At 39.4% G+C, this 21,457-nt stretch carries 20 protein-coding genes, 1 tRNA gene and 1 other RNA gene; 15 read left to right on the top strand and 7 right to left on the bottom strand.

Translation table 11 applies throughout. The features are described 5' to 3' along the window. Positions 1–321: 321 nt before the first annotated feature. Positions 322–1,386: a hypothetical protein gene (locus SGI74_14620; GenBank protein MDZ4678727.1), complete on the bottom strand. Its 1,065-nt coding sequence runs from the start codon at positions 1,384–1,386 to the stop codon at positions 322–324. 143 nt (positions 1,387–1,529) lie between these two features. Then, positions 1,530–1,622 (bottom strand) — tRNA-Sec (locus SGI74_14615). A 22-nt stretch (positions 1,623–1,644) separates the two neighbouring features. Here SGI74_14615 and SGI74_14610 point away from each other — a divergent pair. From SGI74_14610 to SGI74_14590, 5 genes are all read left to right on the top strand, one after another. After that, on the top strand, positions 1,645–3,489 hold the full coding sequence (locus SGI74_14610) for a tetratricopeptide repeat protein (GenBank protein MDZ4678726.1): 1,845 nt from the start codon (positions 1,645–1,647) through the stop codon (positions 3,487–3,489). A gap of 94 nt (positions 3,490–3,583) precedes the next feature. After that, positions 3,584–4,144: a hypothetical protein gene (locus SGI74_14605; protein ID MDZ4678725.1), complete on the top strand. Its 561-nt coding sequence runs from the start codon at positions 3,584–3,586 to the stop codon at positions 4,142–4,144. A gap of 75 nt (positions 4,145–4,219) precedes the next feature. Then, positions 4,220–6,298: a serine protein kinase gene (locus SGI74_14600; GenBank protein ID MDZ4678724.1), complete on the top strand. Its 2,079-nt coding sequence runs from the start codon at positions 4,220–4,222 to the stop codon at positions 6,296–6,298. 29 nt (positions 6,299–6,327) lie between these two features. Then, positions 6,328–7,431, top strand: coding sequence for a DUF444 family protein (locus tag SGI74_14595; GenBank protein ID MDZ4678723.1), 1,104 nt, complete (start codon positions 6,328–6,330; stop codon positions 7,429–7,431). After that, a complete protein-coding gene (locus SGI74_14590; protein ID MDZ4678722.1) occupies positions 7,428–8,948 on the top strand; it encodes a SpoVR family protein in 1,521 nt (506 codons plus the stop codon). The genes SGI74_14595 and SGI74_14590 overlap by 4 nt, the downstream gene beginning before the upstream one ends. On the opposite strand, the gene SGI74_14585 is transcribed toward SGI74_14590, so the two are convergent. The 4 genes from SGI74_14585 to plsY form a co-directional block, all read right to left on the bottom strand. Continuing rightward, positions 8,945–9,571 carry a hypothetical protein gene (locus SGI74_14585; GenBank protein MDZ4678721.1) on the bottom strand — a complete coding sequence of 209 codons (627 nt, stop codon included), beginning with the start codon at positions 9,569–9,571 and terminating at the stop codon, positions 8,945–8,947. The genes SGI74_14590 and SGI74_14585 overlap by 4 nt on opposite strands. A gap of 123 nt (positions 9,572–9,694) precedes the next feature. After that, positions 9,695–10,987 carry a hypothetical protein gene (locus SGI74_14580; GenBank protein MDZ4678720.1) on the bottom strand — a complete coding sequence of 431 codons (1,293 nt, stop codon included), beginning with the start codon at positions 10,985–10,987 and terminating at the stop codon, positions 9,695–9,697. Continuing rightward, positions 10,968–11,339: a glycine cleavage system protein H gene (locus SGI74_14575; protein ID MDZ4678719.1), complete on the bottom strand. Its 372-nt coding sequence runs from the start codon at positions 11,337–11,339 to the stop codon at positions 10,968–10,970. Before SGI74_14575 ends, SGI74_14580 begins: the two co-directional genes overlap by 20 nt. 64 nt (positions 11,340–11,403) lie before the next feature. Then, positions 11,404–11,997: a glycerol-3-phosphate 1-O-acyltransferase PlsY gene (gene plsY / locus SGI74_14570; protein ID MDZ4678718.1), complete on the bottom strand. Its 594-nt coding sequence runs from the start codon at positions 11,995–11,997 to the stop codon at positions 11,404–11,406. Positions 11,998–12,104: 107 nt separating this feature from the next. Here plsY and SGI74_14565 point away from each other — a divergent pair, with 107 nt between their 5' ends. From SGI74_14565 to SGI74_14530, 8 genes are all read left to right on the top strand, one after another. Next, the gene (locus tag SGI74_14565) at positions 12,105–12,371 is read left to right on the top strand and encodes a hypothetical protein (GenBank protein ID MDZ4678717.1); all 267 of its coding nucleotides are present in this window, start codon (positions 12,105–12,107) and stop codon (positions 12,369–12,371) included. Positions 12,372–12,449: 78 nt separating this feature from the next. Further along, entirely contained in the window at positions 12,450–13,049 is a 600-nt protein-coding gene (locus tag SGI74_14560) for a hypothetical protein (protein ID MDZ4678716.1), read from the top strand. Positions 13,050–13,066: 17 nt separating this feature from the next. Next, positions 13,067–13,666 (top strand): gamma-glutamylcyclotransferase family protein, encoded by a 600-nt coding sequence (locus SGI74_14555; GenBank protein MDZ4678715.1) that lies wholly within the window; start codon positions 13,067–13,069, stop codon positions 13,664–13,666. After that, complete coding sequence (locus tag SGI74_14550; protein ID MDZ4678714.1) at positions 13,667–14,146, top strand: tRNA (cytidine(34)-2'-O)-methyltransferase; 480 nt, start codon at positions 13,667–13,669, stop codon at positions 14,144–14,146. A 39-nt stretch (positions 14,147–14,185) separates the two neighbouring features. Continuing rightward, positions 14,186–16,819: a preprotein translocase subunit SecA gene (secA, locus tag SGI74_14545; protein ID MDZ4678713.1), complete on the top strand. Its 2,634-nt coding sequence runs from the start codon at positions 14,186–14,188 to the stop codon at positions 16,817–16,819. Beyond that, on the top strand, positions 16,816–17,763 hold the full coding sequence (locus SGI74_14540) for a hypothetical protein (protein MDZ4678712.1): 948 nt from the start codon (positions 16,816–16,818) through the stop codon (positions 17,761–17,763). Before secA ends, SGI74_14540 begins: the two co-directional genes overlap by 4 nt. Before the next feature lie 101 nt (positions 17,764–17,864). Beyond that, positions 17,865–18,392: an outer membrane protein assembly factor BamE gene (gene bamE, locus SGI74_14535; protein MDZ4678711.1), complete on the top strand. Its 528-nt coding sequence runs from the start codon at positions 17,865–17,867 to the stop codon at positions 18,390–18,392. 11 nt (positions 18,393–18,403) lie between these two features. After that, positions 18,404–18,787: a hypothetical protein gene (locus SGI74_14530; GenBank protein ID MDZ4678710.1), complete on the top strand. Its 384-nt coding sequence runs from the start codon at positions 18,404–18,406 to the stop codon at positions 18,785–18,787. A gap of 12 nt (positions 18,788–18,799) precedes the next feature. On the opposite strand, the gene gmhA is transcribed toward SGI74_14530, so the two are convergent. Next, a complete protein-coding gene (gene gmhA, locus SGI74_14525) occupies positions 18,800–19,393 on the bottom strand; it encodes a D-sedoheptulose 7-phosphate isomerase (GenBank protein ID MDZ4678709.1) in 594 nt (197 codons plus the stop codon). 84 nt (positions 19,394–19,477) lie between these two features. Here gmhA and SGI74_14520 point away from each other — a divergent pair, with 84 nt between their 5' ends. Beyond that, positions 19,478–20,950, top strand: coding sequence for a glycosyltransferase family 39 protein (locus SGI74_14520; GenBank protein ID MDZ4678708.1), 1,473 nt, complete (start codon positions 19,478–19,480; stop codon positions 20,948–20,950). A gap of 62 nt (positions 20,951–21,012) precedes the next feature. Beyond that, positions 21,013–21,365: a transfer-messenger RNA gene (gene ssrA, locus SGI74_14515) on the top strand. The last annotated feature ends 92 nt before the right edge of the window (positions 21,366–21,457 follow it).

Raw genomic sequence — 21,457 nt, 5'->3', positions numbered from 1 at the left:
TATTAAAATTAAAAAATATTTTCGCTCATCATATTCGTACTTAAATATTCATGCGCATATATTCGCGCTAACCTTAAATCATTTCACACTGCACGGATCAACAGCTCTATTTCAAACCCTCTTCCTTAACTACCTTTAGAATCCACTTATAGCTATCCAAGAAAATCAGCCTAAATATCAATCTGATGGCTCATACCTAAATGGAATGCCTCCACTTGATTCGGAGGCCCGAATGAACAACAGACATTGTTCTCTTCGGTTGAAAGCGTTATTAAAAACAGAGCTAGTTCTTCGTCTACCGGATCTGCCTTTGACTCAAATTTAATAACCCGCAGGGCGCGACACACCTGGCTGACCATAATTGGTCCACACACCATAAGAACTTGCCAATGTCTGCGAGGTGGGCGCGGATAAACCTTGATTAGACGCACCTACGGTAAAGCTAACTTGACCAAGTACCACATCTGCTGGTTGCCCATTGGCCGTAGGCAGAGAATTCCATATGAGAATGCGATTATTGTTTATTTCGGTAACGTAAAGATGGGTTCCATCATAAAAAACACTCGATGGAAGGTTCATGGTACCTGCTGATCGACCTCCTGTATTCGGAGTCACCGTATTAAAATCAGTTTGTCCCAAAACAATGTCGGCTTGGGTTCCGTTGGTCGATGGTATCTGATTCCAAATCAGTACGCGATTATTTGTGCGATCTGCAATGAAGAGTTTTATTCCGTCGCTATAAAGGCCTATTGGATTTCGAAGGCCAGCTGGAACACCGGCTCCATTTGGCGCTGAGCCACTCATGCTCGTTTGACCGACCACTACATCTGCTGCCTGAAAATTAGAATTTGGAAGGGTATTCCAGACCAAAACACGTTTGTTATTTTCGTCAGCAACATATAATTTACCATTTTTCGCAGCAAGACCTACTGGTGCAGCGAGAGTTTGGGCTGTCGGATTTGCCAGTCCCGTATTAGCCGTTACTGATGAGAAATCATTTTGGCCCAATACAACATTAGCGGGGACAAAGCTAGAAGTTGGAATTACGTTCCAAATCAAGATCCTATTATTTGAGTAGTCAGAGACGTACATACGATTTGCATCAACATAGAGTCCGAGGGGATAGCCTAGGACCTGCTGACTTGAGCTTGTCAGTGTTGTAACAAAGTCCGGTTGACCAATAACTAGATCGGCGGGTTGGTTGTTAATAGTCGGAATAGAATTCCAAATCAAAATTCGGCGATTATTAGTATCGAGCGCAAGTAGCACGGGTCGGATTGTGCCATTAACATTATAATTTATGAATCCACATCCCAAACTAAAAAGAAGCGTTAGAGGAAGATAATACCGTCCCCACATACGTCGACGCATCATTGCTTTTCGCATAAGATCCCCTGCAATGCCTCCACATTAAAAACAAAGCTAGTTCTTCGTCTACTAGACATCATTCTCGTAATTTCTCAAATTCCGTACAAATTATCGTCAAGATTTTAAACGCATCGGCCGATCACTTTATTGACCAGAAAAACTGGCGGAAGCGAATGGGAATCGAACCCACCACAGGTTTGAACCTGACACCGGATTTGAAGTCCGGGAAGAGCACCAGCCTCTTAAGCACTTCCGTTTCAATGAAGAGGGAATTCCATGGGTCGGGCGCCGACGTTTTTTTCAGTCCTAATCTCTGTAAGTGTTTTATCACTGACAGCTTGTTCAACAACGCGAGTACAAAAAAATAATTCGCCAGATGCCCAACTCGTCAAAGCAGCAAAGCCTGCAAAGCCAGATCTCAAAACAGCTCCACAAACAAATGCTGACGGTACAGTTATTGACCCGGTTTTCATGCGTACGCAAGCAGATTATCACTTTACCCTCGCAGAAGCATATGCGCTTGAAGGCGAAGTGGGCCGTGCCATTGATGAATACAAACTTGTCCTTGTTTATGATCCAACCAGTCCACACATAAGACTAAAACTAGCTGCTGAATTGGTGAAAAAAGGCCAACTCGTGCAAGCGGTTGATCAAGCTGAATCGGCTGTTGATCTTGACCCAAATTATGTTGATGCCAGACTTCTTTTGGGTGGGCTTTACAGTTCAACAAAACTCTATGGAAAAGCACTTGAGCAATACCGTTTTGTTTTATCATCTGACCCTGAAAACACAGAGGCTTCTTTATACATTGGCGCATTACTAGCTGAAGATAAAAAATTTGAAGAAAGTATTGATCACTTTAAAAAAGTTGCAAAAACTAAAAAGCAAGCACACTTAGCCTACTACTACATGGGGCGTGTTGAACTTGATCGCAAGAACAACAAAGAAGCAGAAGAGGCATTTAAGCGTTCGATAGAAGAAAGACCTGAGTTTTTAGAAAGTGTGATGGCATTGGGTTATCTCTATGAACAAAACGCGGCAAATGAAAAAGCTGTGAAACTCTATCGCAGTTACCAAGAAAAGCATGGCCCTTCACTTAAAGTCGCAAATGCACTGGGCAAGCTATACATGGAAATGGATGAATACGAAGAAGCTTATAAGCAATTCGTAATTGTCGAAGCGCAAGAGAGTGATAATTTAAATATAAAAGTTAAGATGGCTTTAATTTTAATTGAACAGAAAAAATATGACTCAGCAATTACTAAGCTAAAACAAATTTTATCATTAGCTCCTGATTCTGAAAAAATTAGATTCTACCTAGCTGCTGTGTATGAAGAGATTAAGGCGTATCCAGAAGCAATAGAACAATTTGAAACGATTAAGCCCTCAAGTACACTTTATTCTGAAGCAGCTGTTCACGCGGCCTATTTACATAAACTTCAAGACAACTATACAAAAGCTATTTCGACAATGTCAGACGCTATTCTAAAAAAACCTGATGTACCTCAGTTTTATAGTTTTTATGCATCACTCTTAGATGATAAAAAACAACATCTAAAAGCTGTTGAGGTTTTGACAGGCGCTGTTAAGAAATTTCCAAAAGATGACCAACTCTATTTTTACTTAGGCAGCATGCAAGATAAAGCTGGCCAACGTGATGCAGGAGTACTTTCTGTTAGAAAGACCTTGGAAATTAATCCAGATCATGTGCAAGCCCTTAATTATTTGGGTTATACATTAGCTGAAATGAATCAAAGTTTAGATGAAGCAGAAGCGTTAGTGCGTAAAGCTCTAAAACTAAAACCAAATGACGCTTATATTACTGACTCATTGGGTTGGATTCTATTTAGAAAAGGTCATTTTAAAGAATCTATCGTGGTATTAGAAAGCGCTTATAAATTAAAGCCAGACGAATCAATAATTGCTGAGCACTTAGGTGATGTTTATTTGCGATACAGTGTTCGTGATAAAGCTCGCCAAATGTATATTCGTGCGCTTACACTTGAAAATGATGAGAAAACCATCGTCAAGATTAAGCAAAAGATTGCTAACATCGATATCGCTGTTCAAGCGCCTCCATCCACTGGACGAGAGCCCGCTTCAACGCAGCCTACTCCGTAAAAGCCTCGTCATACTTTTTGTTTTTATTTCTGCATGTGCGACGACACAAAAGCCAACAGACGATGCCACACCTCAATTAAATAATGTATCTCAAATGTATTCGGCTAACTTGTTTGTTGAGCGCAATGGAAAATCTTATAAATTAAAATCTGATATATACGTTCTCAGTGGTAAAACTGTGCGGCTTGATGTCACTACAACTCTTGATTTACCTTTGGCCTCTGTACTTTTGAATGATCAAAAAATTGAATATGTATTATATCGCGATAAAAAATATTACTCAGGTAAACCAAACCCCCACGCATTAGATCCAGTTTTTCCGTTATCAATTGATGCGTCGACTTTGATTTCACTTTTGAATGAACAAAGTATTAAAAATGCTCAATGTAAGACAGAAGCAGGTTTTACTTCAGAATGTGCGGGCTCAGTTGGTGGGGCTCAATATATTGTTCGTTGGGAAAAACGCGCTACAACTGGACTTTTGGCGGGTCGAGCCACAAAAGTTATATTAGAACTGCCGCAGCGTCACGTTGCTTTAAAATTTTATTACACCAATTGGCAAAAGACTGTGTCTAATGCAGAGCGTTTAATGGTGCTGCAAGTCCCTGAGGGTTTTCAAAGTTTTTCTGTTCCAGAGTCTCGCAAACAAGATTGATAAAATCTCTCTATAGTCGGATAATTAATCATAGAGAGGCATTCCTGTCACATGGCCTCTCAGGGAGACATTACGATGACAAGATCCAGCGTTGATATTCATGGGCTAATTAGCCAATTTGCAGCAACTGAAAAATTCAAAGACCTTAACTGGAAAGGTTCGTTTGCAGATTATATAAATATCGTAAAAGAACATCCCGAGATCACACGCACAGCGTTTCAACGTATGTACGACATGATCGTCGCATACGGGTCTTCTGAGTACACAGAGTTTAAAAAGAAAATCACGCACTACAAATTTTTTGATGACGAGAGAAATAATGGCAAAGATGCTGTTTACGGTCTTGATATTCCGCTTATGAAATTAGTGAATGCATTTCGTTCAGCAGCTGAAGGGTATGGAACCGAAAGAAGGGTCATCCTTCTTCATGGTCCTGTAGGAAGTTCTAAATCTACAATCGCAAGACTTCTAAAACATGGCATTGAGATGTATTCAAAAACAGAAGAAGGTTCACTTTACACATTTACATGGACTGACACGGGCGCTGAAAAACATGGCTTACTAGGAAAGGGAATCACAGAGTTTCCTTGCCCCATGCATGAAGAGCCTTTGCATCTGGTTCCCCTTGAGATCAGAGATAAAATTGTTGATGAACTTAATCGTGGTGGAAAATCAAAATATAAAATCAAATCATCTGGTGATTTGTGCCCTGCCTGTAGATTTATCTTTAAAGGTTTGATGTCAAAATACAGCGGTGATGTAAATCGTGCGCTTAATCATATCGAAGTTAAAAGGCTGACGCTGAGCGAAGCTGACAGAGTGGGCATTGGAACGTTTCAACCAAAAGATGAAAAAAACCAAGACTCAACTGAGTTAACGGGTGATATTAACTATCGTCGCATTGCTGAATATGGTTCTGATTCTGACCCAATAGCATTTAATTTTGATGGTGAATTTAATATCGCTAATCGCGGCATCATTGAATTTATCGAAGTACTAAAACTCGACGTTTCATTTTTGTATGATCTCTTGGGTGCATCACAAGAGCATAAGATTAAACCAAAAAAATTCGCACAAACCGATATCGATGAAGTTATTTTGGGTCACACAAACGAACCTGAGTATAGAAGACTTCAAAATAACGAATTTATGGAAGCGCTTAGAGATCGTACTGTAAAAATTGACGTTCCCTACATCACGAAGCTTAAAGAAGAAATTAAGATTTATAAAAAAGATTTTAACGAAAAAAGAATTAAGGGTAAACACATAGCGCCTCACACTATTGAAACGGCTGCTATGTGGGCAATCTTGACCCGACTTGAAATGCCCAAAAAGGCAAATCTTTCAAGACTTCAAAAATTAAAACTCTACGATGGAAAATCATTGCCAGGTTATACCGAAGACAATGTGAAGGAACTTCGTAAAGAAGCAATTCGTGAAGGCCTCGATGGTATTTCACCACGGTACATTCAAGATAAAATCTCAAATGCACTGGTTAACTCAAAACATGGTGAAATGGGTTGTGTGAATCCATTTATGGTTCTTAATGAACTTGAAGGTGGGTTAAAGCACCATAGTTTGATCGTCGGTGATGAAAAGAAAAAATCTTATAAAGAACTCTTAGCCGTCGTAAAACAAGAGTACGAAGATATGGTGAAGAGTGAAGTTCAAAGAGCGATCAGTGCCGATGAGAATGCGCTTTCAAGACTTTGCTCTAATTACATCGACAACATTAAAGCCTATACGCAAAAAGAACGCGTAAAAAATAAATACACAGGCCAAGATGAAGAACCCGATGAAAGACTCATGAGATCGATTGAAGATAAAATCGATATTCCTGAATCACGTAAAGATGATTTCAGACGTGAGATTATGAACTACATTGGAGCACTTGCTGTAGACGGAAAAGTGTTTGATTACAAAACCAATGAAAGACTTCATAAAGCATTAGAATTAAAACTTTTTGAAGATCAAAAAGACAGCATCAAGCTCGCTAGTCTTGTGACAAGCGTTGTTGATAAAAACACCCAAGAGAAAATCGATATCGTTAAGAGCCGTTTGATCAAAGACTATGGCTATTGCGAAATTTGCTCTAACGATGTTCTCAACTATGTAGCCAGCATCTTCGCACGAGGAGACGTCAAAGGTAAGTAAGTTGGATAACCTCTAACGGGTGGATGTGAATGATTCTTCATATTAAACAAGACCATAATCGCTTTCGAGATATCGTTAAGGGAAAAATACGCGGTAATTTTAAAAAGTATATTTCTCAAACCGATATGATCGGTAAGCGCGAAAAAGATTTTATTTCAATACCTGTTCCTCATATCGAAATACCCCACTTCCAATACGGGCCAAAAAGTTCAGGTGGTGTGGGGCAAGGCGAGGGTGAACAGGGTTCTACGGTTGGTGGTGATCAAGAAGAGGGTGCTGGCAAAGCGGGTAATGCTGAAGGTGAGCATCTCTTAGAGGTTGAGTTAACCTTTGAAGAGCTTGCTGAAATTTTAGGTGAAGAACTTCAGCTTCCAAAAATTCAGCCCCGTGGTTCACGTCAAATCAGTTCATTAAAAACAAAGTACACAGGTCTTCATAATGTGGGGCCAGATAGTTTGAGGCATTTTAAATCTACCTACAAGCAAGCACTTAAAAGACAGATCTCAAGTGGTACGTATAATCCGGATGATCCGATTATAGTACCCGTGCGAAAAGACATGCGGTATCGAAGTTCAAAACTAGCTGAGAAACCCCAAAGTAATGCAGTCATCATTTACATGATGGACGTCTCAGGCTCCATGGGCGATGAACAAAAAGAAATTGTACGTTTAGAAACTTTTTGGATTCATACATGGCTTAAATCCCAATACCAAGAAATTGAAACCAGATTTATTATTCACGATGCATCGGCAAAAGAAGTAGATGAAGAGACATTTTTTAGAACACGCGAAAGTGGCGGGACGCTTATTAGTTCCGCCTACTCACTTGCTATGAAAATGATTGATGAAGAGTATCCGGTGAGTGAGTGGAACATTTACCCGTTTCACTTTAGTGATGGTGATAATTGGAGCGGAGAAGACACAAGGTTTTGTGTGGAATTACTCAAAGATAAAATGCTCAATGCTGCAAACGTATTTTGTTATGGCCAAGTGGAAAGTAAGTACGGAAGCGGTCAATTTATTAAAGATCTAGAGCGTGAGTTTAAAGAAGACGAACGAGTCATCACATCACGTATTGAAAGTCGCGATGGAATTTATAATTCAATTAAAGATTTTTTAGGCAAGGGTAAATGAATTTATCTCCAGAGTATGCCAAAATTCAGGAAGAAATTGAAAAGCATGCCCGTGACTACGGTCTAGATTTCTATGAAACCATTTTTGAGATGGTTGATTATGATCAGATGAATGAAATTGCTGCCTATGGCGGGTTTCCCACGCGCTACCCCCACTGGCGTTTTGGTATGGAATATGAAAAACTCTCAAAAAGCTATGCGTACGGGTTATCAAAAATATACGAAATGGTTATCAATAATAATCCTTGTTACGCATATTTGTTAGAGGCCAATGAACTTGTAGACCAAAAAATTGTTATGGCCCACGTATACGGCCATTGTGATTTTTTTAAAAACAATCAATGGTTCAATCATACCAATCGTAAAATGATGGATACAATGGCGAATCACTCAACGCGTATTCGTCGCCACATTGATCGCATTGGGTATGATATTGTTGAAGAATTTATTGATCGTTGTCTTTCTTTAGAAAATCTCATTGATCGCCACTCCCCCTTTATAAAACGACATAAAGAGAGTGACCCTGCAGAGGCAGAAAAACATGTTCGGCTATTAAAAACAGATCGTAGTTACATGGATTCATACATAAATCCTGATGAATTCGTAAAGAGCCAACAAGAAAAAATAAATACTGAGAGAAAAGCACAGCAAAATTTTCCAGCCAAACCTGAACAAGATGTGCTTTTGTTTTTGATGAACTATGGGCCACTTCAACCTTGGCAAAAAGATGTGTTAAGTATTATTCGAGATGAAGCTTATTATTATTCTCCTCAAGGTATGACAAAAATTATGAACGAAGGCTGGGCTTCATACTGGCATTCAAAAATCATGACTCAAAAAGCGCTTAAAGACAGCGAAGTGGTTGATTACGCCGATCACCACAGTGGAACAGTTGCCATGTCACAAGGTCGCTTGAATCCGTACAAGTTGGGCATAGAACTTTATAAACATATTGAAGATCGCTGGAACAAAGGCAAATTTGGCAAAGAATACGATGAATGTGATGATTACATTACAAAAAAAAATTGGAATAAAGATTTGGGCCTAGGACGTGAAAAAATATTTGAAGTACGCCGTAATTATAATGACGTAACTTTTATTGATGCATTTTTGACTGAAGAATTTTGTGTCGAAAATAAAATGTTCGTCTATCAGTTTAATCGTCGAACGGGTCAATACGAAATTAACACCCGTGATTTTCCAGAAATAAAAAAGAAACTTTTATTTCAACTTACCAATTGGGGCCAACCCATCATTCATGTGGTAGATGGAAACTATGAAAATCGTGGTGAGTTGTTATTAGTGCATCTACATGAGGGTGTTGATCTACAGCCCAATTACACTTCAGAAACGATGAAGAGTCTTTTTGTCATCTGGGGTCGTCCTGTGGCTCTCAAGACGGTGATGGAAGGTCAGGGTAAGATCTATCGCTTTGATGGAACAGAGTTTTCTGAGAAAAACACAGACTCACCTGTGGCTGCACAAAATCCCCAGCCCCAAGAAGCTGCCGATATTTAAAATTTGTTTTTGCTTTTGAGATAGTCTTCAACTGTTACAAACGGATATTTATCTAGTTCTTCCCAGTTCCGAAAGCCCTCAATTGCTTGCTCTTGAAATCTTTGTCGAAAAACAACGCCCGGAATTTCTCTTACATAAATATGAGACAAAGTTTTATCAGACATATTTAAAAAGAATTTCCAATATGGCAAAAACATATGAGGAAAGTATTGGTTTATGGGGTCTACAGTTGGTTTTGAGCTATAATCAAAGTCAATAATATGACCTTGGGATTCAATAACGGAGTGAAAGCTCCACTGGGTGTTCATTGATCGCGTGTTGTGGGGGGAGAGCCAATTCTCTGGATTGCGTTTTGTCATTAATGAAGAGCGGCGGGGAAGTTTTGATATAATGAGCACGTTTGTTTGATCGATATTAAGATTGTGTAATTCGACAAAATTTAAAAATCGCCCACAGTTAGAGTCACAGTCTTTAGATTTATAAATATATTGATCGCGATATTGAGTTTTAAAAAGTGATATGAGCTGAGTATGGCATTGGGCAGAAGTTGCACTTGTGGCCCATACAGGAATGCCTGAAAGTAATCCAAAAGCTAGAGTTAGAAATAGTAAAGTGCCCTTCATGATATTTAATCAAATGCAAAGAGTGCCAAATATAGCAGTGAATTATCAACGATTTGAAGGGGTTAAAGCGTCGTGTTTTGTCACAAAAAGCTCATTTTTGGCGCCACAAAATTTTTTCAAATCTTATTTGCAGCTTTTTGGTAGGTGCAGATTGTAGCTAACACCCTCGGGGCTTTTTATAGATTGAACCGTTTTAACTGTTAAGGGGATCAAACTATTTAGCGATTCGCTTGGATCCACAAATTGAACAGCTGCATAATCACGAACTTGTAAGTGCAACTCCGCTAGTCTCCCCCCCACGTCAGATTTTATTATGGTTTTAAAATACATGGTTTTTAAATCAGGGGTAATGTACGCAGGATAAAACAATTCTGGCATGTTCCAAGAGCGAATCACATTCTCAGATTTTTGTAGTTTCACAGCTGTCGGTGAAACATAACTGTTTGCATTGACTCGAAACTGACTTGAAGATGTAGATAAAATCCATAGCCCGTGAAGTTGTGCCAGGGCACCTAAAATGGTGAATTTTCCGCAACTATCAGTGCTTGCTTTAAAGCCCACATCAGCCATGTGGCAATCATTTTTGTCACTCGAAGTTGAGCAGAGACTCCAATGATTACTGGTTCCTTTTAGATATACTTTATAACTAAGCCCCTCATTTTGTAGAACTTGATTGGCAAGTATTGCCACTTTTTTTGGATCACCTGAACTTAAGCGAATAATTTTATCTGTGAAGACAGCTCTAAATTTTGAAGCTTTAAATAGCACTTCACCCGTTGGAGATTCGGGCAACTCATCTCGAGCATTAGCAACGATTTCCTTCATCTCATTAAGTGCGTTTGCAACTTCTGGCCGAAGTTTAACAGGAACATTTTCAAAAAGCTTAATGCGAGATTCATAAATTTTTATTTTTTTCCGATAATCATCAAGTGAGTCGGGTGCAATTAAAGCAAAATCATCAAAGGTCTGTGCTTTACTTTTTATTTCTTTGGGAATGGTCTGCCACGCCACAAAAAATTTATGCATATGTTTATCCAACAACTTTGCCTGAAGTTCGTTGAGTTCTTCAGCAATGGCGCCATCGGCCACTTTCACTGCACAGGCAAGTACAGGCACGATTAATGGATTTTTATTACCCGCAGTTTCAAATTCTGCCACTCGATCTTGATTTATATTAAAGGGGCAGGGGTTTTCACCCTCGTGGGAAGCCGAGCAAATACGAATACTCATGCTTCGTGTATTTGCAGCGTTGGGTTTAACTAAATATTCGTGTAGGTCTTTAATTAATTTATTACTAAATTCTTTTGTGCATGCAAAATCAGTGATGGGTCGTGGTTCGATCTTTTGAACTGTTTGAGCAAATGCTTCGGCGAAACCGAAAAATAAAACAAGTGAACTAATTATCGTAATTAGCACCTGAGGTGAGCTCTTTAACATCGTCTTGATTGGCAGCTTCGATTTTGATGATCCAGCCATCGCCGTAAGGATCTTCATGAATGAGATCTGGGTTTGTTGTGACGGAAGTATTGATTTCAAGAACTGTACCCTCGACTGGTGCATATATATTAAGGCTACCGTCTTTTGTTTCTAATTCGCCACAAATTTCGTCTTTCTCAACAGATTCATTCTCAGGAGGCAGATCAACTTTAATAATCGTGTCTAATTCTTCAAGGGCTTCTTCCATGACTCCGATAGTGATCACTTCACCTTCGATGGTTAGCCATTGGTGTCCCATGTATGCTACGTATCCACTGCCCATGTCGCTCATATTTTATATCCTCGTTAATGTTCTCATGGGTTTAAGTCTTGAAGCTTAAACCAGCAAGAAAAAATTAAAAAAACTTTGGTTCTTGGCGATTAACCAGTCTTTTAATATTTTCTTTGTGCTTCCACCAAATCAAAAGTGTGATGGCCGCTGCAACCAAAATCATAATATCTTTTTCGGTAATCATAGCGACTATGGGAAGTGCTAATGCTGCTGCAAGGCTAGCTAAACTTACAGTGCGGCTGATGCCTATGACTAAGACAAACACGATAAAACATACACCAAGTGTTAATGGCGAGAGTGCGGTAACAACCCCAAGTGCTGTTGCGACACCTTTTCCACCCTTAAATTTTAAATAAATGGGAAAACAATGGCCAACGATTGCCGCTAGGGCTGCTAGATTTGAAAGTAAAAAAATATCTTCGGTAAAAAAACAGCCCACTGCTTTCACGACCAAAAAACCTTTGAGCCCATCGAGAAAAAGTACAAAAATACCCCATTTTTTACCCATCATGCGGGCTACGTTTGTAGCTCCAATGTTACCACTGCCTTGTGCGCGTACATCACGCCCACTGACGAAGCGGCTTACAATGACTCCAAAGGGAATACTGCCAATCAGATAAGCGCCAATTAATGTTAAAACCAAATTAGTGTTGTCCATGCGGTAAAATTACACCTGTCCTTTTGATGATCGTCAACAATGAACCCATAATTTACTTGTAACCCGCTTGAGAGTTGACTTCTAATAGAGGAAATAAGGGGGAACATATGGCAAATAAAGTCGAAAAAGTCGGTGTTAAACGTCAAAAAGGTTATCTCTATTATTTAGACAAAAAAGGAAATGTTTCACGAGTCAAAATGGCGCGTGGTGGAAAAGGCGGCGGCAAGGCTGAGGTTGTAGCTAAAGCTGGCGTGAAGCGCGAAGATGGCTTTCTCTATTTCATCGATAAGCAGGGTGATATTTCACGAGCTAAAATGCGTCGCGGTGGCGGTCGTTCAAAAAAGAAAACTGCTAAAAAGAAAAAGCGAAAGTGAAATAAATTCAAATCTGAAGACCCTCATTAGCACAATACTATTGTGTAAGGCGTCATAATTTGCTATGAACTCCTCTATATGTCCGTGTCTTTTTCGACGCTGGCGACAGGTGTTGTCAGTATCTCTCTCATTCATGCGCTTGTTCCCCATCATTGGTTACCATTTGTAATCGTTGGGAGAAAACAAGGTTGGAATACTAAGAAGATACTCACGATCTTGGGATTAGGGGCTTTTGCACATACCCTTTCCACAATTGTCGTAGGTTTGTTGGTTGGTTATTTAGGTCATCAAATCGATCAGCGTTTCGAAGCACTTCACGGTATAGTTCCAGGGTTTATTTTGATCGCTTTTGGTGGTGGTTTTTTTCTTTCGAGTTTTCGTCACACCCACCATGTAGTTTCAGAACGAATGGCAGCTTCATCTTTGATTTTGATGCTGGCATTGAGCCCGTGTTTAGTGGTGGCCCCGTTTTTCTTAGTCTTGGGCCCCATGGGAGTTGCAGCAGTCCTACAAGTCTGTGTCGCGATGTCTCTACTAAGCACCCTTGGAATGGTTATTCTTGGCGGTTTGGCTCTTAAGGGGCTTAATTCCTTCAAGCTTGAGTGGCTAGAAAAAAATGAGTCCCGCGTGATGGGAACATTGTTAGTAGTTTTAGGGTTATCTTTTATTTTCTTTTAAGTGAGGTAAGGAGATTTATGAGTAAGAATACTCTCTTTGTATACGGTTCATTGATGAAGGGTATGGTTCACCACAATAAGCTCTCTTCAGTTGTTAAAGACTGTAAGCCAGCTTCGTGTCAGGGCCAGCTTTATCGGTTGCCCGTTGGTTACCCTGCAATGGTCGAAGGCGAAGGTTCAGTACGTGGGGAACTTCTTACTTTGACTAATTTTAAAGAGGTAATCGCACTCCTAGATGAATTCGAAGGTTATTCTCCTACAAATCCAGAAAAAAGCCTCTACATGAGAATGGAAAAACAAATCCAAGTTGATGGTGGTAAAAAACCAACAACAAGTTTTGTTTATGTATTAAACAGACTTAAACTTCCTAAAGAAGCAACTTTGATTCCCTCTGGCGATTATCGTGAGATATTAACAGTACAGCCTCCACTTGCAACGCACCTCTCAGATTCACAAAAACGTTATATTCTTAAGTTGGGTGCAAGTTCAGGGCGTGACATTGTTCCGATTAATCTCGATATCTATCGCGATCTTCTCAATAAAGGTTTGATCGTCGACAAGGGTCGTAGACTCGCTTTAACAAATTTAGGCATCGACGTTTATCGCTTTCTTGCCTAAGTGAAGTTAGAAAATCCAAATTTTAATATAGCGCTCATTGAGCCCGAGATTCCTAATAATACAGGAAGCATTGGACGCACCTGTGTGGGTACAGCTTGTCGGCTACATTTAATTGGCAAGCTTGGTTTTGATATCGATGATCGAGCTGTGAAAAGAGCGGGCCTTGATTATTGGGAAAACCTCGACCTCGTTCAGCATAAAGATCATTCTGAAATGCTCAAACATGTTCATGACCCCAAGCGGGTTTTTTATTTCTCAAAAAAAGCCAGTCGAACACTCTTTGATGTGAAATACGAAAAAGGGGATTGGTTTGTTTTTGGAAAAGAAACCGTAGGTCTTAACGACGCGTTGCTCCGTGAAGTCGAGGGTCAAACTCTACGAATTCCTCAGTGGGGGCCTATACGTAGTCTTAATCTTTCAAATGCTGCGGCTATCGTCATATATGAGGCCATGCGCCAAGTGATTGCTTCTTCAAAATAATCTTAGTAAACTGATTCAATCTTTGAAGGAGAATCCACTTTGTTAACAAATATCGTAAAGTCAGTTTTTGGCACAAAAAATGAGCGAGTAATTAAATCTCACCAACCAATTGTGCGAAAGATCAATGCACTTGAACCGTCAATCAAGATTCTAACCGATAGTCAGCTTCAAGCTAAAACTGTTGAGTTTAAAGAGCGACTTCAAAAAGGCGAAACTCTTGATCAGATTTTACCTGAAGCCTTTGCAGTTTGCCGTGAGGCGAGCTGGCGCGTTTTGGGTATGCGCCATTTTGATGTTCAACTCATCGGCGGAATGGTTCTTCATGGCGGCAATATTGCTGAAATGAAAACCGGTGAAGGTAAAACTCTTGTTGCCACACTTCCTACTTATTTAAATTCGCTAACAGGCAAAGGTGTTCATGTCGTCACTGTTAACGATTATCTCGCAAAGCGAGATGCTGAGTGGATGGGGCGCCTGTATAAATTTTTAGGTCTTTCTGTGGGCATCATTGTTCATGATTTAACAGACGCTCAAAGAAAAGCGGCTTACGGAAGTGACATCACCTACGGAACAAACAACGAATTTGGTTTTGATTATCTTCGAGATAATATGAAGTTTGATTTAACAAATTATGTTCAGCGCGAACATAATTTTGCAATTGTGGATGAGGTCGATTCTATTCTTGTGGATGAGGCTCGAACACCACTGATTATTTCAGGTCCGTCAGAAGACAGCACAGATAAATATTACCTCGTTAATCAAGTTATTCCTAAACTCAAAGCAGATGTACATTTTAAGATCGAAGAAAAAACAAAAACTGCTTCTTTAACAGAAGATGGCAATCACGAAGTAGAACGATTGCTTAATATTGAAAATCTTTATGATCCACAACATATCGAATTACTTCATCACGTCTATCAGGGTTTAAAAGCACATTATCTTTATAAGCGTGATGTGGAATACATGGTTAAAGATGATGAAGTCATTATCGTTGATGAATTCACTGGGCGATTAATGCCTGGTCGACGTTGGAGCGATGGTCTTCATCAAGCGGTTGAAGCAAAAGAAGGTGTTACGGTTGCAAGTGAAAATCAAACTTTAGCAACAGTTACATTTCAAAACTTTTTTAGAATGTATAATAAACTAGCCGGGATGACGGGAACTGCCGACACAGAAGCCGCGGAGTTTAAAAAAATCTACAGTCTTGACGTTGTGGTTATTCCGACAAATCAACCGATGATTCGAAAAGATCTTGAAGATCTTATTTATAAAACTGAGAACGCAAAATACGAAGCTTGTATCAAAGACATAAAAGAGCGCTATGAAAAAGGCCAGCCGTGTCTTGTGGGTACTGTGAGTATTGAAAAATCAGAACTTTTGTCATCGATGATGAAACGTCAGGGTGTAAGACATACGGTTCTTAATGCTAAACATCACGAAAAAGAAGCTGAGATCGTAGCCCAAGCGGGTCGTAAAGGTGCTGTCACCATTGCCACCAACATGGCCGGTCGTGGTACTGACATTGTTTTGGGCGGAAACCCAGAATTTATGGCAAGGGCTGAAGCCGGTGATGATGTCGAAAATTTTGCGTTAGTAATGGCGCGCTTTAAATCACAATGCAAAGTTGAACACGATGAGGTTATCGCGGCTGGTGGTCTACATATTGTGGGCACTGAGCGACATGAAAGTCGTCGTATAGATAATCAGTTGCGTGGTCGATCGGGTCGCCAAGGGGATCCAGGTTCAACAAGATTTTATCTCTCACTTGAAGATAATCTTTTAAGAATTTTCAATGGTGAGCGTATTCAAAAAATTATGGGAATGCTCAATATTCCTGAAGATGAAGCCATTGAATCAAAAATGGTTTCTCGTGCGGTTGAAGGTGCTCAGCGAAAAGTTGAGGGGCATAACTTTGATATTCGTAAACATTTATTAGAATACGATGATGTTATGAATATTCAGCGTGAAGCAATTTATGGCTTACGTCGCCAAGTGCTTGAAGGCGATCGTATTGATGATGTGGTTAAAGAAATGGTGGGCGAACTTGGTGATGAGGTCATTGTCAATTTTGCGAGTAAAGATGCAAAGCCCCGTGATTGGAACTTAGACGGTCTCAATGAATTTTTAAATCAGCAGTTCGGCATGAAGCTAAGTTTTGATAATGGTCTTGATCCAGAGCATCTCACCCATGAGAAATTAGCCAAAGCAGTTAAAGATGGTGTGAATACTCACTATGAATCGCGAAAGCTTGAGCTTGGACCCGTGTTTAAAGATGTTCAAAAAATGCTTTTACTTCAAAGCATCGATACACGTTGGAAAGAACATCTTCTCAATATGGATCACCTTAAAGAGGGAATTAATCTTAGAGCCTATGGTCAAAAAGACCCTCTCATTGAATACAAAAAAGAAGCGTTTAGTTTATTTAGTCAAATGGATTACTCAATCAAGACTGAAACTATTGAGCGTTTGATGAAAATTCAAATTGCCAAAGAAGAGCAAATTAAAGAAATGGCGCCGCAACCAAAACCTCAGCGTATGACTTTTTCTCGCGGTGAAGATGCGGGCCCGGCAAAACCTGTGACTCGTGATGAAGGTAAAGTTGGTCGCAATGATCCGTGTCCGTGCGGAAGTGGTAAAAAATATAAAAAATGTCATGGAGCAGGTTCGCCGTGAATGAACAGGCGACCTGTCTGAAGTGTGGTTCCGCATTACCAAACGGAGCTGGCTTCGGAATGGTGGCCTGCCCTCAATGTGGTGAGATTAATATGTTTGAGGCCACACCAGTTGTGGCAGATACAGTTCAAGTTGAAAAAAGTGTTGAAGATGGATCCCAAGCAGTAACTCATATTTTACAGGCCGATAGCGAACCTGATTTAAAAGACATTGCAGAATTTGGTAATCAAAGTTTACCCGCAACAGGGCAGGGTGCACTTGTGTATGACATTATAATTTCAGGTGTCGATACAGTTGAACTGCGTCAACAATTAGCAGATTGTCTTAGTGATAAAAGATTTGGATTAGACATTAACGCGGTAATTTCAAATATCAAAAAGGGAGTGCTGCATTTGGATCATGTGAATCCTGTAAAGGCGACTGTATTGTTGGGAAGACTTAAACATCTGCCATTTAAAATCATTTGGAATTCGCAACAATTAATAAAGGGTATGAAAGTTTTTTTATTTTTCATTCTATTTTCTTTATCTGCTGAAGGTGCCGAATGGGGCCGACATGAAGTCAATTTGAAGGGCTATGCTACGCGAATCAATTCAGCCCAAGAAGAAATTCAGGTGTTGGTTGTTAAAAAAAATCAAAACCGTGATCCAAAAGTGCGCGATGAATTGTTATTAGAAATTATTAAAAAGAACAATGATCTCAAACGAATTTATAAAGAATTTAAAACAGAAAAAGAACATGTCCGTTTTGAACATCCTGAACAGGGCGATCAAGCCGAACGAAAATATCGCCATGTGAAGATGAAATCTTTAGAAGATTTAGAAAATGAGCAAGGCCTTGATGGTCAATTAAGTCGTGTTAAAAGAAAAATTGAAACTCAGTATACAACTCCTGAGAAAGCCCAAACACCTAGTTCAAAACCAACGCCTCAGAGCAAATTTTAAAAGTGATTTAAATTTGGACAAAAAAATGATAAATATCAACTACTTATGGCGCCCTTTTTAAGCTTAAGAACTAGACCATTCCTGCCGACTAATAACTAGGTATGCGGCACAATCTTATTACTTATATTTTTGCACTTAGCTTTGTTGCACTTATGGCTTCGGTTGCTTGTCAATCGGCCCCTATTGAGCGCTTTACTGGTGTTAAACCGGGAATGTCTAAAGACGAAGTACTTGAAAAAGTTGGTTCTCCTGTTCGCACAGAACGCTTTGATGGCAAAGAAAAATGGGCTTATCGCTATTACACGGGTGATGAACGCAATATTGAAGTTCTCAAATATGTGACTTTTGTGAATAGCAAAGTTGAATCTTTGGGTGATGATTCAGATGAACATAAACGATTAGAAGATTTAAAGCAGACAGATATCAAGCGCGCTGAAAAACGTAAAGCTGTGAAATCTAAATCAAACGCGGCTGAAGCTGCCGATGCAAAAGAAGTAGGAAAACCAAAACCTGTTATTAGTACACATGTGAATGATAGCGTTGATCAAGATGAAGTTAAAAATCCAAAAAATATTGAATTTGTTGAAGTGAAGGGGCAGCGTGCTCCCATTGAAAATTCTGAAGAGTGAGAGATAGGTTGATGAAGATAGTGTTTTTAACATTATTTATTTTATTTAGTACAAATGCTGTTCATGCAGAAACTTCAGAACAATTACGGATGCTGATAGAAACTGAAATAACAATAATTAATTCTATCGTGACTCAATTAAAAACAACAACGTGTAAAGACCTCACCTTAAATTGCTCAGAGGTCAGAGTGTTGACCGAATCATTGGTGGCTCATAGAGATAGTCTTGAATTACTAGAAGAACATGCATTAAAAGCTCCGGGCCAAAGCAGCTTATCAAAAGCATACGGTAAATTCATAAAGAAGGTTAATGATTTTTTAGCTCGATTTTATGCAAAAAATGATAAGCCTATTGAGAATAAACCTTCACCTAATCAAAATACTCGCGTACGATAATTCAAATTTAAATTATTTATAAAGCTCAGGGAATAATTTACGCTCAACGGTTTCAATTACAGTATGAATTATTTTGATATGAATTTCTTGTATGCGATCACTTGTCTGAGCCGGAACCACAATGGCTAGATCAACTAAGTTTTTAAGTTTTCCACCATCGCGGCCAAGTAGGGCTACTGTTTTTAATCCTTTAGATTTTGCCGCCTCAACAGCTAATATTTGATTTTTTGAATTACCACTTGTTGAAAGTAGAAGTAGGCAGTCATTCTTTCGAGCAAGGCCTTGTATTTGACGTGCAAAAATATGCTCAAAACCATAGTCATTGCCTACGCAAGTGACGTGACTCGGGTCTCCGAGGGCTAAAGCGCCCATGGGTTTTCGGTCTTTTCGGTAACGACCGGTGAATTCTTCGGCAAGGTGCATTGCGTCGCAATGGGAGCCACCGTTTCCGCAGCTAAATACGGTGCCTTCATTTTCAAATGTGTTTAATAAGGTTTGTGTGAGTTTTTCTAAGGATTCCCAAACCTTGGGCTGACCTATAAACTCGGTAAGTGTGTTTTGTGCTTCAGAAAAGCAGTTTTTCCAAATTGAAACGGTTGATTCCATAACCACTACTATATGGGGGGTGAAGGGGTCTGTCTAGACTCTATAGTTTACAATCTTTAAAACCCCATCTAAATATAAACTACTATGTTAAATCTACGGGTAAAAGTCCGCTCAATATTTCAGGATGCCTATCTCAAAGCGGCTATTTTAAGCGCTTTTGTTATGGTTTTTATGAAAAAGTGGGAACCCGGTGGAAATCTCGACACCATTTGGTACAGCGCAGTTGCCAAAAATATTTATGAAACAGGCAATTGGTTTCATTTTTTTATTTCTAAATATTACATCAAAGACATTTTTGATCACATGCCGCTGACCTATTGGGCAACAGCGGTTTCATTTAATATTTTGGGACCCTCTGATTTTTCAGCACGCTTGTACCCAATGTTGTGCTCATTTGTTTCATATATCTTGCTTTATAAAATCGGTACGACCATTAAAGATCGAAATTTTGGTCTCATGACGCTTTTCACCCATGTGATTTGTTTTGGTGCATCTAAATGGAACGGTGCTTTGATGCACGACGTCCCTTTGGTCACATATTATCTGGCAACTTTTTATTGTTTTATTAAAGGGCTTAAGCAGTCTAAATATTTTTATGGTTCAGCAGTTTTCTTTGCACTTGGAGTATTCACTAAAGGGCCAATTATCTTTGGATTTTTCTTAGGTGTTACACTTTGGACCTTTTTAACACGTAATTGGGATTATCTTAAAGAGCGCCATTTTTATTACGCACTCTTATTATTAATGTGCATTCTGGCTCTGCCACTTTTACCGATTTTTTCTTTTAATGGCTTAAGTGCATACACGATGTTCTTTTTATGGAAGGCGAGTTATCTCGCCTCAACTAAGCTTAATCATTATTTTGCTTATTTTATTGTTGTGACTCAAACATCTACACTGACTTTTATTCCTTTTTTGATTTCTATTTTCACGATTAATAAAAGTTCAAGTTTATCTGAGTATGGAAAATCGGTTTTATGGCTTTCATTTTTTATCGCAATAAGCGTGATTGTACCTTTATCGTTTTTTAGTGTTAAATTTCCGCACTACTTGTTGCCGTTTTACCCGTTCTTGTCGATTGTTGCGACTTTGCCGCTTTATAAAGTTTTTGATAAAGCCAAAGTGGATTTGCCAAAATTATTTATTTACAGTTCAGTCATTATGCTTTGTGTGTTTGCCGCAATTCCGATTAAGACAACCGGTAAACGTTCAAAAGAAGTTTTAAATGTCGTGAACATGATAAAGCTTGATCCTGATATTAAGAAAAAATCTGTTTATTTTTACGGCAAGTATTTTGAAGACATGACTATTTTCCAGCATTTCAAATTTTATGGCTCTATTGATTTACAACCTTTGCGTTTAATCGGGTTAAAAGATGTAGATTTTTCTAATGCCTATATTGTTATTAATCGAAGATTTTTGCCGTTAAGTTTTGAAGGTATTTTTCTCACCGAAGAGAATTGTATTTTTGTAAACCCCATGTATTGCGTGATTGGTAATCGCAAGAGCATGCGCTTTAATCTTCCTGAGTATGTTTATCCCCACGAAATTTATTAACAAACAATTCTGAAAAGTGTATAGTAAGTTTGCTTTGGTTCTGACAATTTCAGTTACCAGTTGGGGGCGACATGGCTTCGACAGGGGTGATGAAGTCAGAGGAGCATGCCGGGGATGAAGTGCCCTCGTAAAAAACCCTTCGCTTTGTAATTGGCAACGAAAATTACGCTTTAGCAGCTTAATGCCGCTAACGATGCACCCTTGGTAGCCAGGTCTTTGGGAAGGCATCGCCACTAAACTGGACCGATCAATCATTCTTCATATGGCGATGATTGGTTTAAACACAGCCGGGTGGGGACACTCATGAGCCTGTCGATTGGCGCGTGAGAGTCATCCTAAAATAATCGACTAAGCATGTAGTCGCCTTTCGATGGATGGCTTCTGGACCGGGGTTCAATTCCCCGCGCCTCCACCATTACGAACAACAGACGCACCATTGGACGAAAAAAATCCAGTGGCGCGACTGTGATACTCAGGCAGGACAAATAGATTGTTGGGAATGGCCCC

The organism is Oligoflexia bacterium, assembly GCA_034439615.1.
Lineage (GTDB): Bacteria > Bdellovibrionota > Bdellovibrionia > JABDDW01 > JABDDW01 > JAWXAT01.
The sequence above is the reverse complement of the archived record's forward strand: the minus strand, read 5'-3'. Positions and strand labels throughout refer to the sequence as shown.

Excerpts from the sequence above, each read along its gene's own strand:
- bamE (MDZ4678711.1), top strand. The coding sequence starts at position 17,865 with ATGCGGCACAATCTTATTACTTATATTTTTGCACTTAGCTTTGTTGCA.
- SGI74_14620 (MDZ4678727.1), bottom strand. The coding sequence starts at position 1,386 with ATGCGAAAAGCAATGATGCGTCGACGTATGTGGGGACGGTATTATCTT.
- SGI74_14605 (MDZ4678725.1), top strand. The coding sequence starts at position 3,584 with ATGTATTCGGCTAACTTGTTTGTTGAGCGCAATGGAAAATCTTATAAA.
- SGI74_14610 (MDZ4678726.1), top strand. The coding sequence starts at position 1,645 with ATGGGTCGGGCGCCGACGTTTTTTTCAGTCCTAATCTCTGTAAGTGTT.
- gmhA (MDZ4678709.1), bottom strand. The coding sequence starts at position 19,393 with ATGGAATCAACCGTTTCAATTTGGAAAAACTGCTTTTCTGAAGCACAA.
- SGI74_14560 (MDZ4678716.1), top strand. The coding sequence starts at position 12,450 with ATGTCCGTGTCTTTTTCGACGCTGGCGACAGGTGTTGTCAGTATCTCT.
- plsY (MDZ4678718.1), bottom strand. The coding sequence starts at position 11,997 with ATGGACAACACTAATTTGGTTTTAACATTAATTGGCGCTTATCTGATT.
- SGI74_14565 (MDZ4678717.1), top strand. The coding sequence starts at position 12,105 with ATGGCAAATAAAGTCGAAAAAGTCGGTGTTAAACGTCAAAAAGGTTAT.
- SGI74_14600 (MDZ4678724.1), top strand. The coding sequence starts at position 4,220 with ATGACAAGATCCAGCGTTGATATTCATGGGCTAATTAGCCAATTTGCA.
- SGI74_14595 (MDZ4678723.1), top strand. The coding sequence starts at position 6,328 with ATGATTCTTCATATTAAACAAGACCATAATCGCTTTCGAGATATCGTT.
- SGI74_14575 (MDZ4678719.1), bottom strand. The coding sequence starts at position 11,339 with ATGAGCGACATGGGCAGTGGATACGTAGCATACATGGGACACCAATGG.
- SGI74_14530 (MDZ4678710.1), top strand. The coding sequence starts at position 18,404 with ATGAAGATAGTGTTTTTAACATTATTTATTTTATTTAGTACAAATGCT.
- SGI74_14590 (MDZ4678722.1), top strand. The coding sequence starts at position 7,428 with ATGAATTTATCTCCAGAGTATGCCAAAATTCAGGAAGAAATTGAAAAG.
- SGI74_14585 (MDZ4678721.1), bottom strand. The coding sequence starts at position 9,571 with ATGAAGGGCACTTTACTATTTCTAACTCTAGCTTTTGGATTACTTTCA.
- SGI74_14520 (MDZ4678708.1), top strand. The coding sequence starts at position 19,478 with ATGTTAAATCTACGGGTAAAAGTCCGCTCAATATTTCAGGATGCCTAT.
- SGI74_14555 (MDZ4678715.1), top strand. The coding sequence starts at position 13,067 with ATGAGTAAGAATACTCTCTTTGTATACGGTTCATTGATGAAGGGTATG.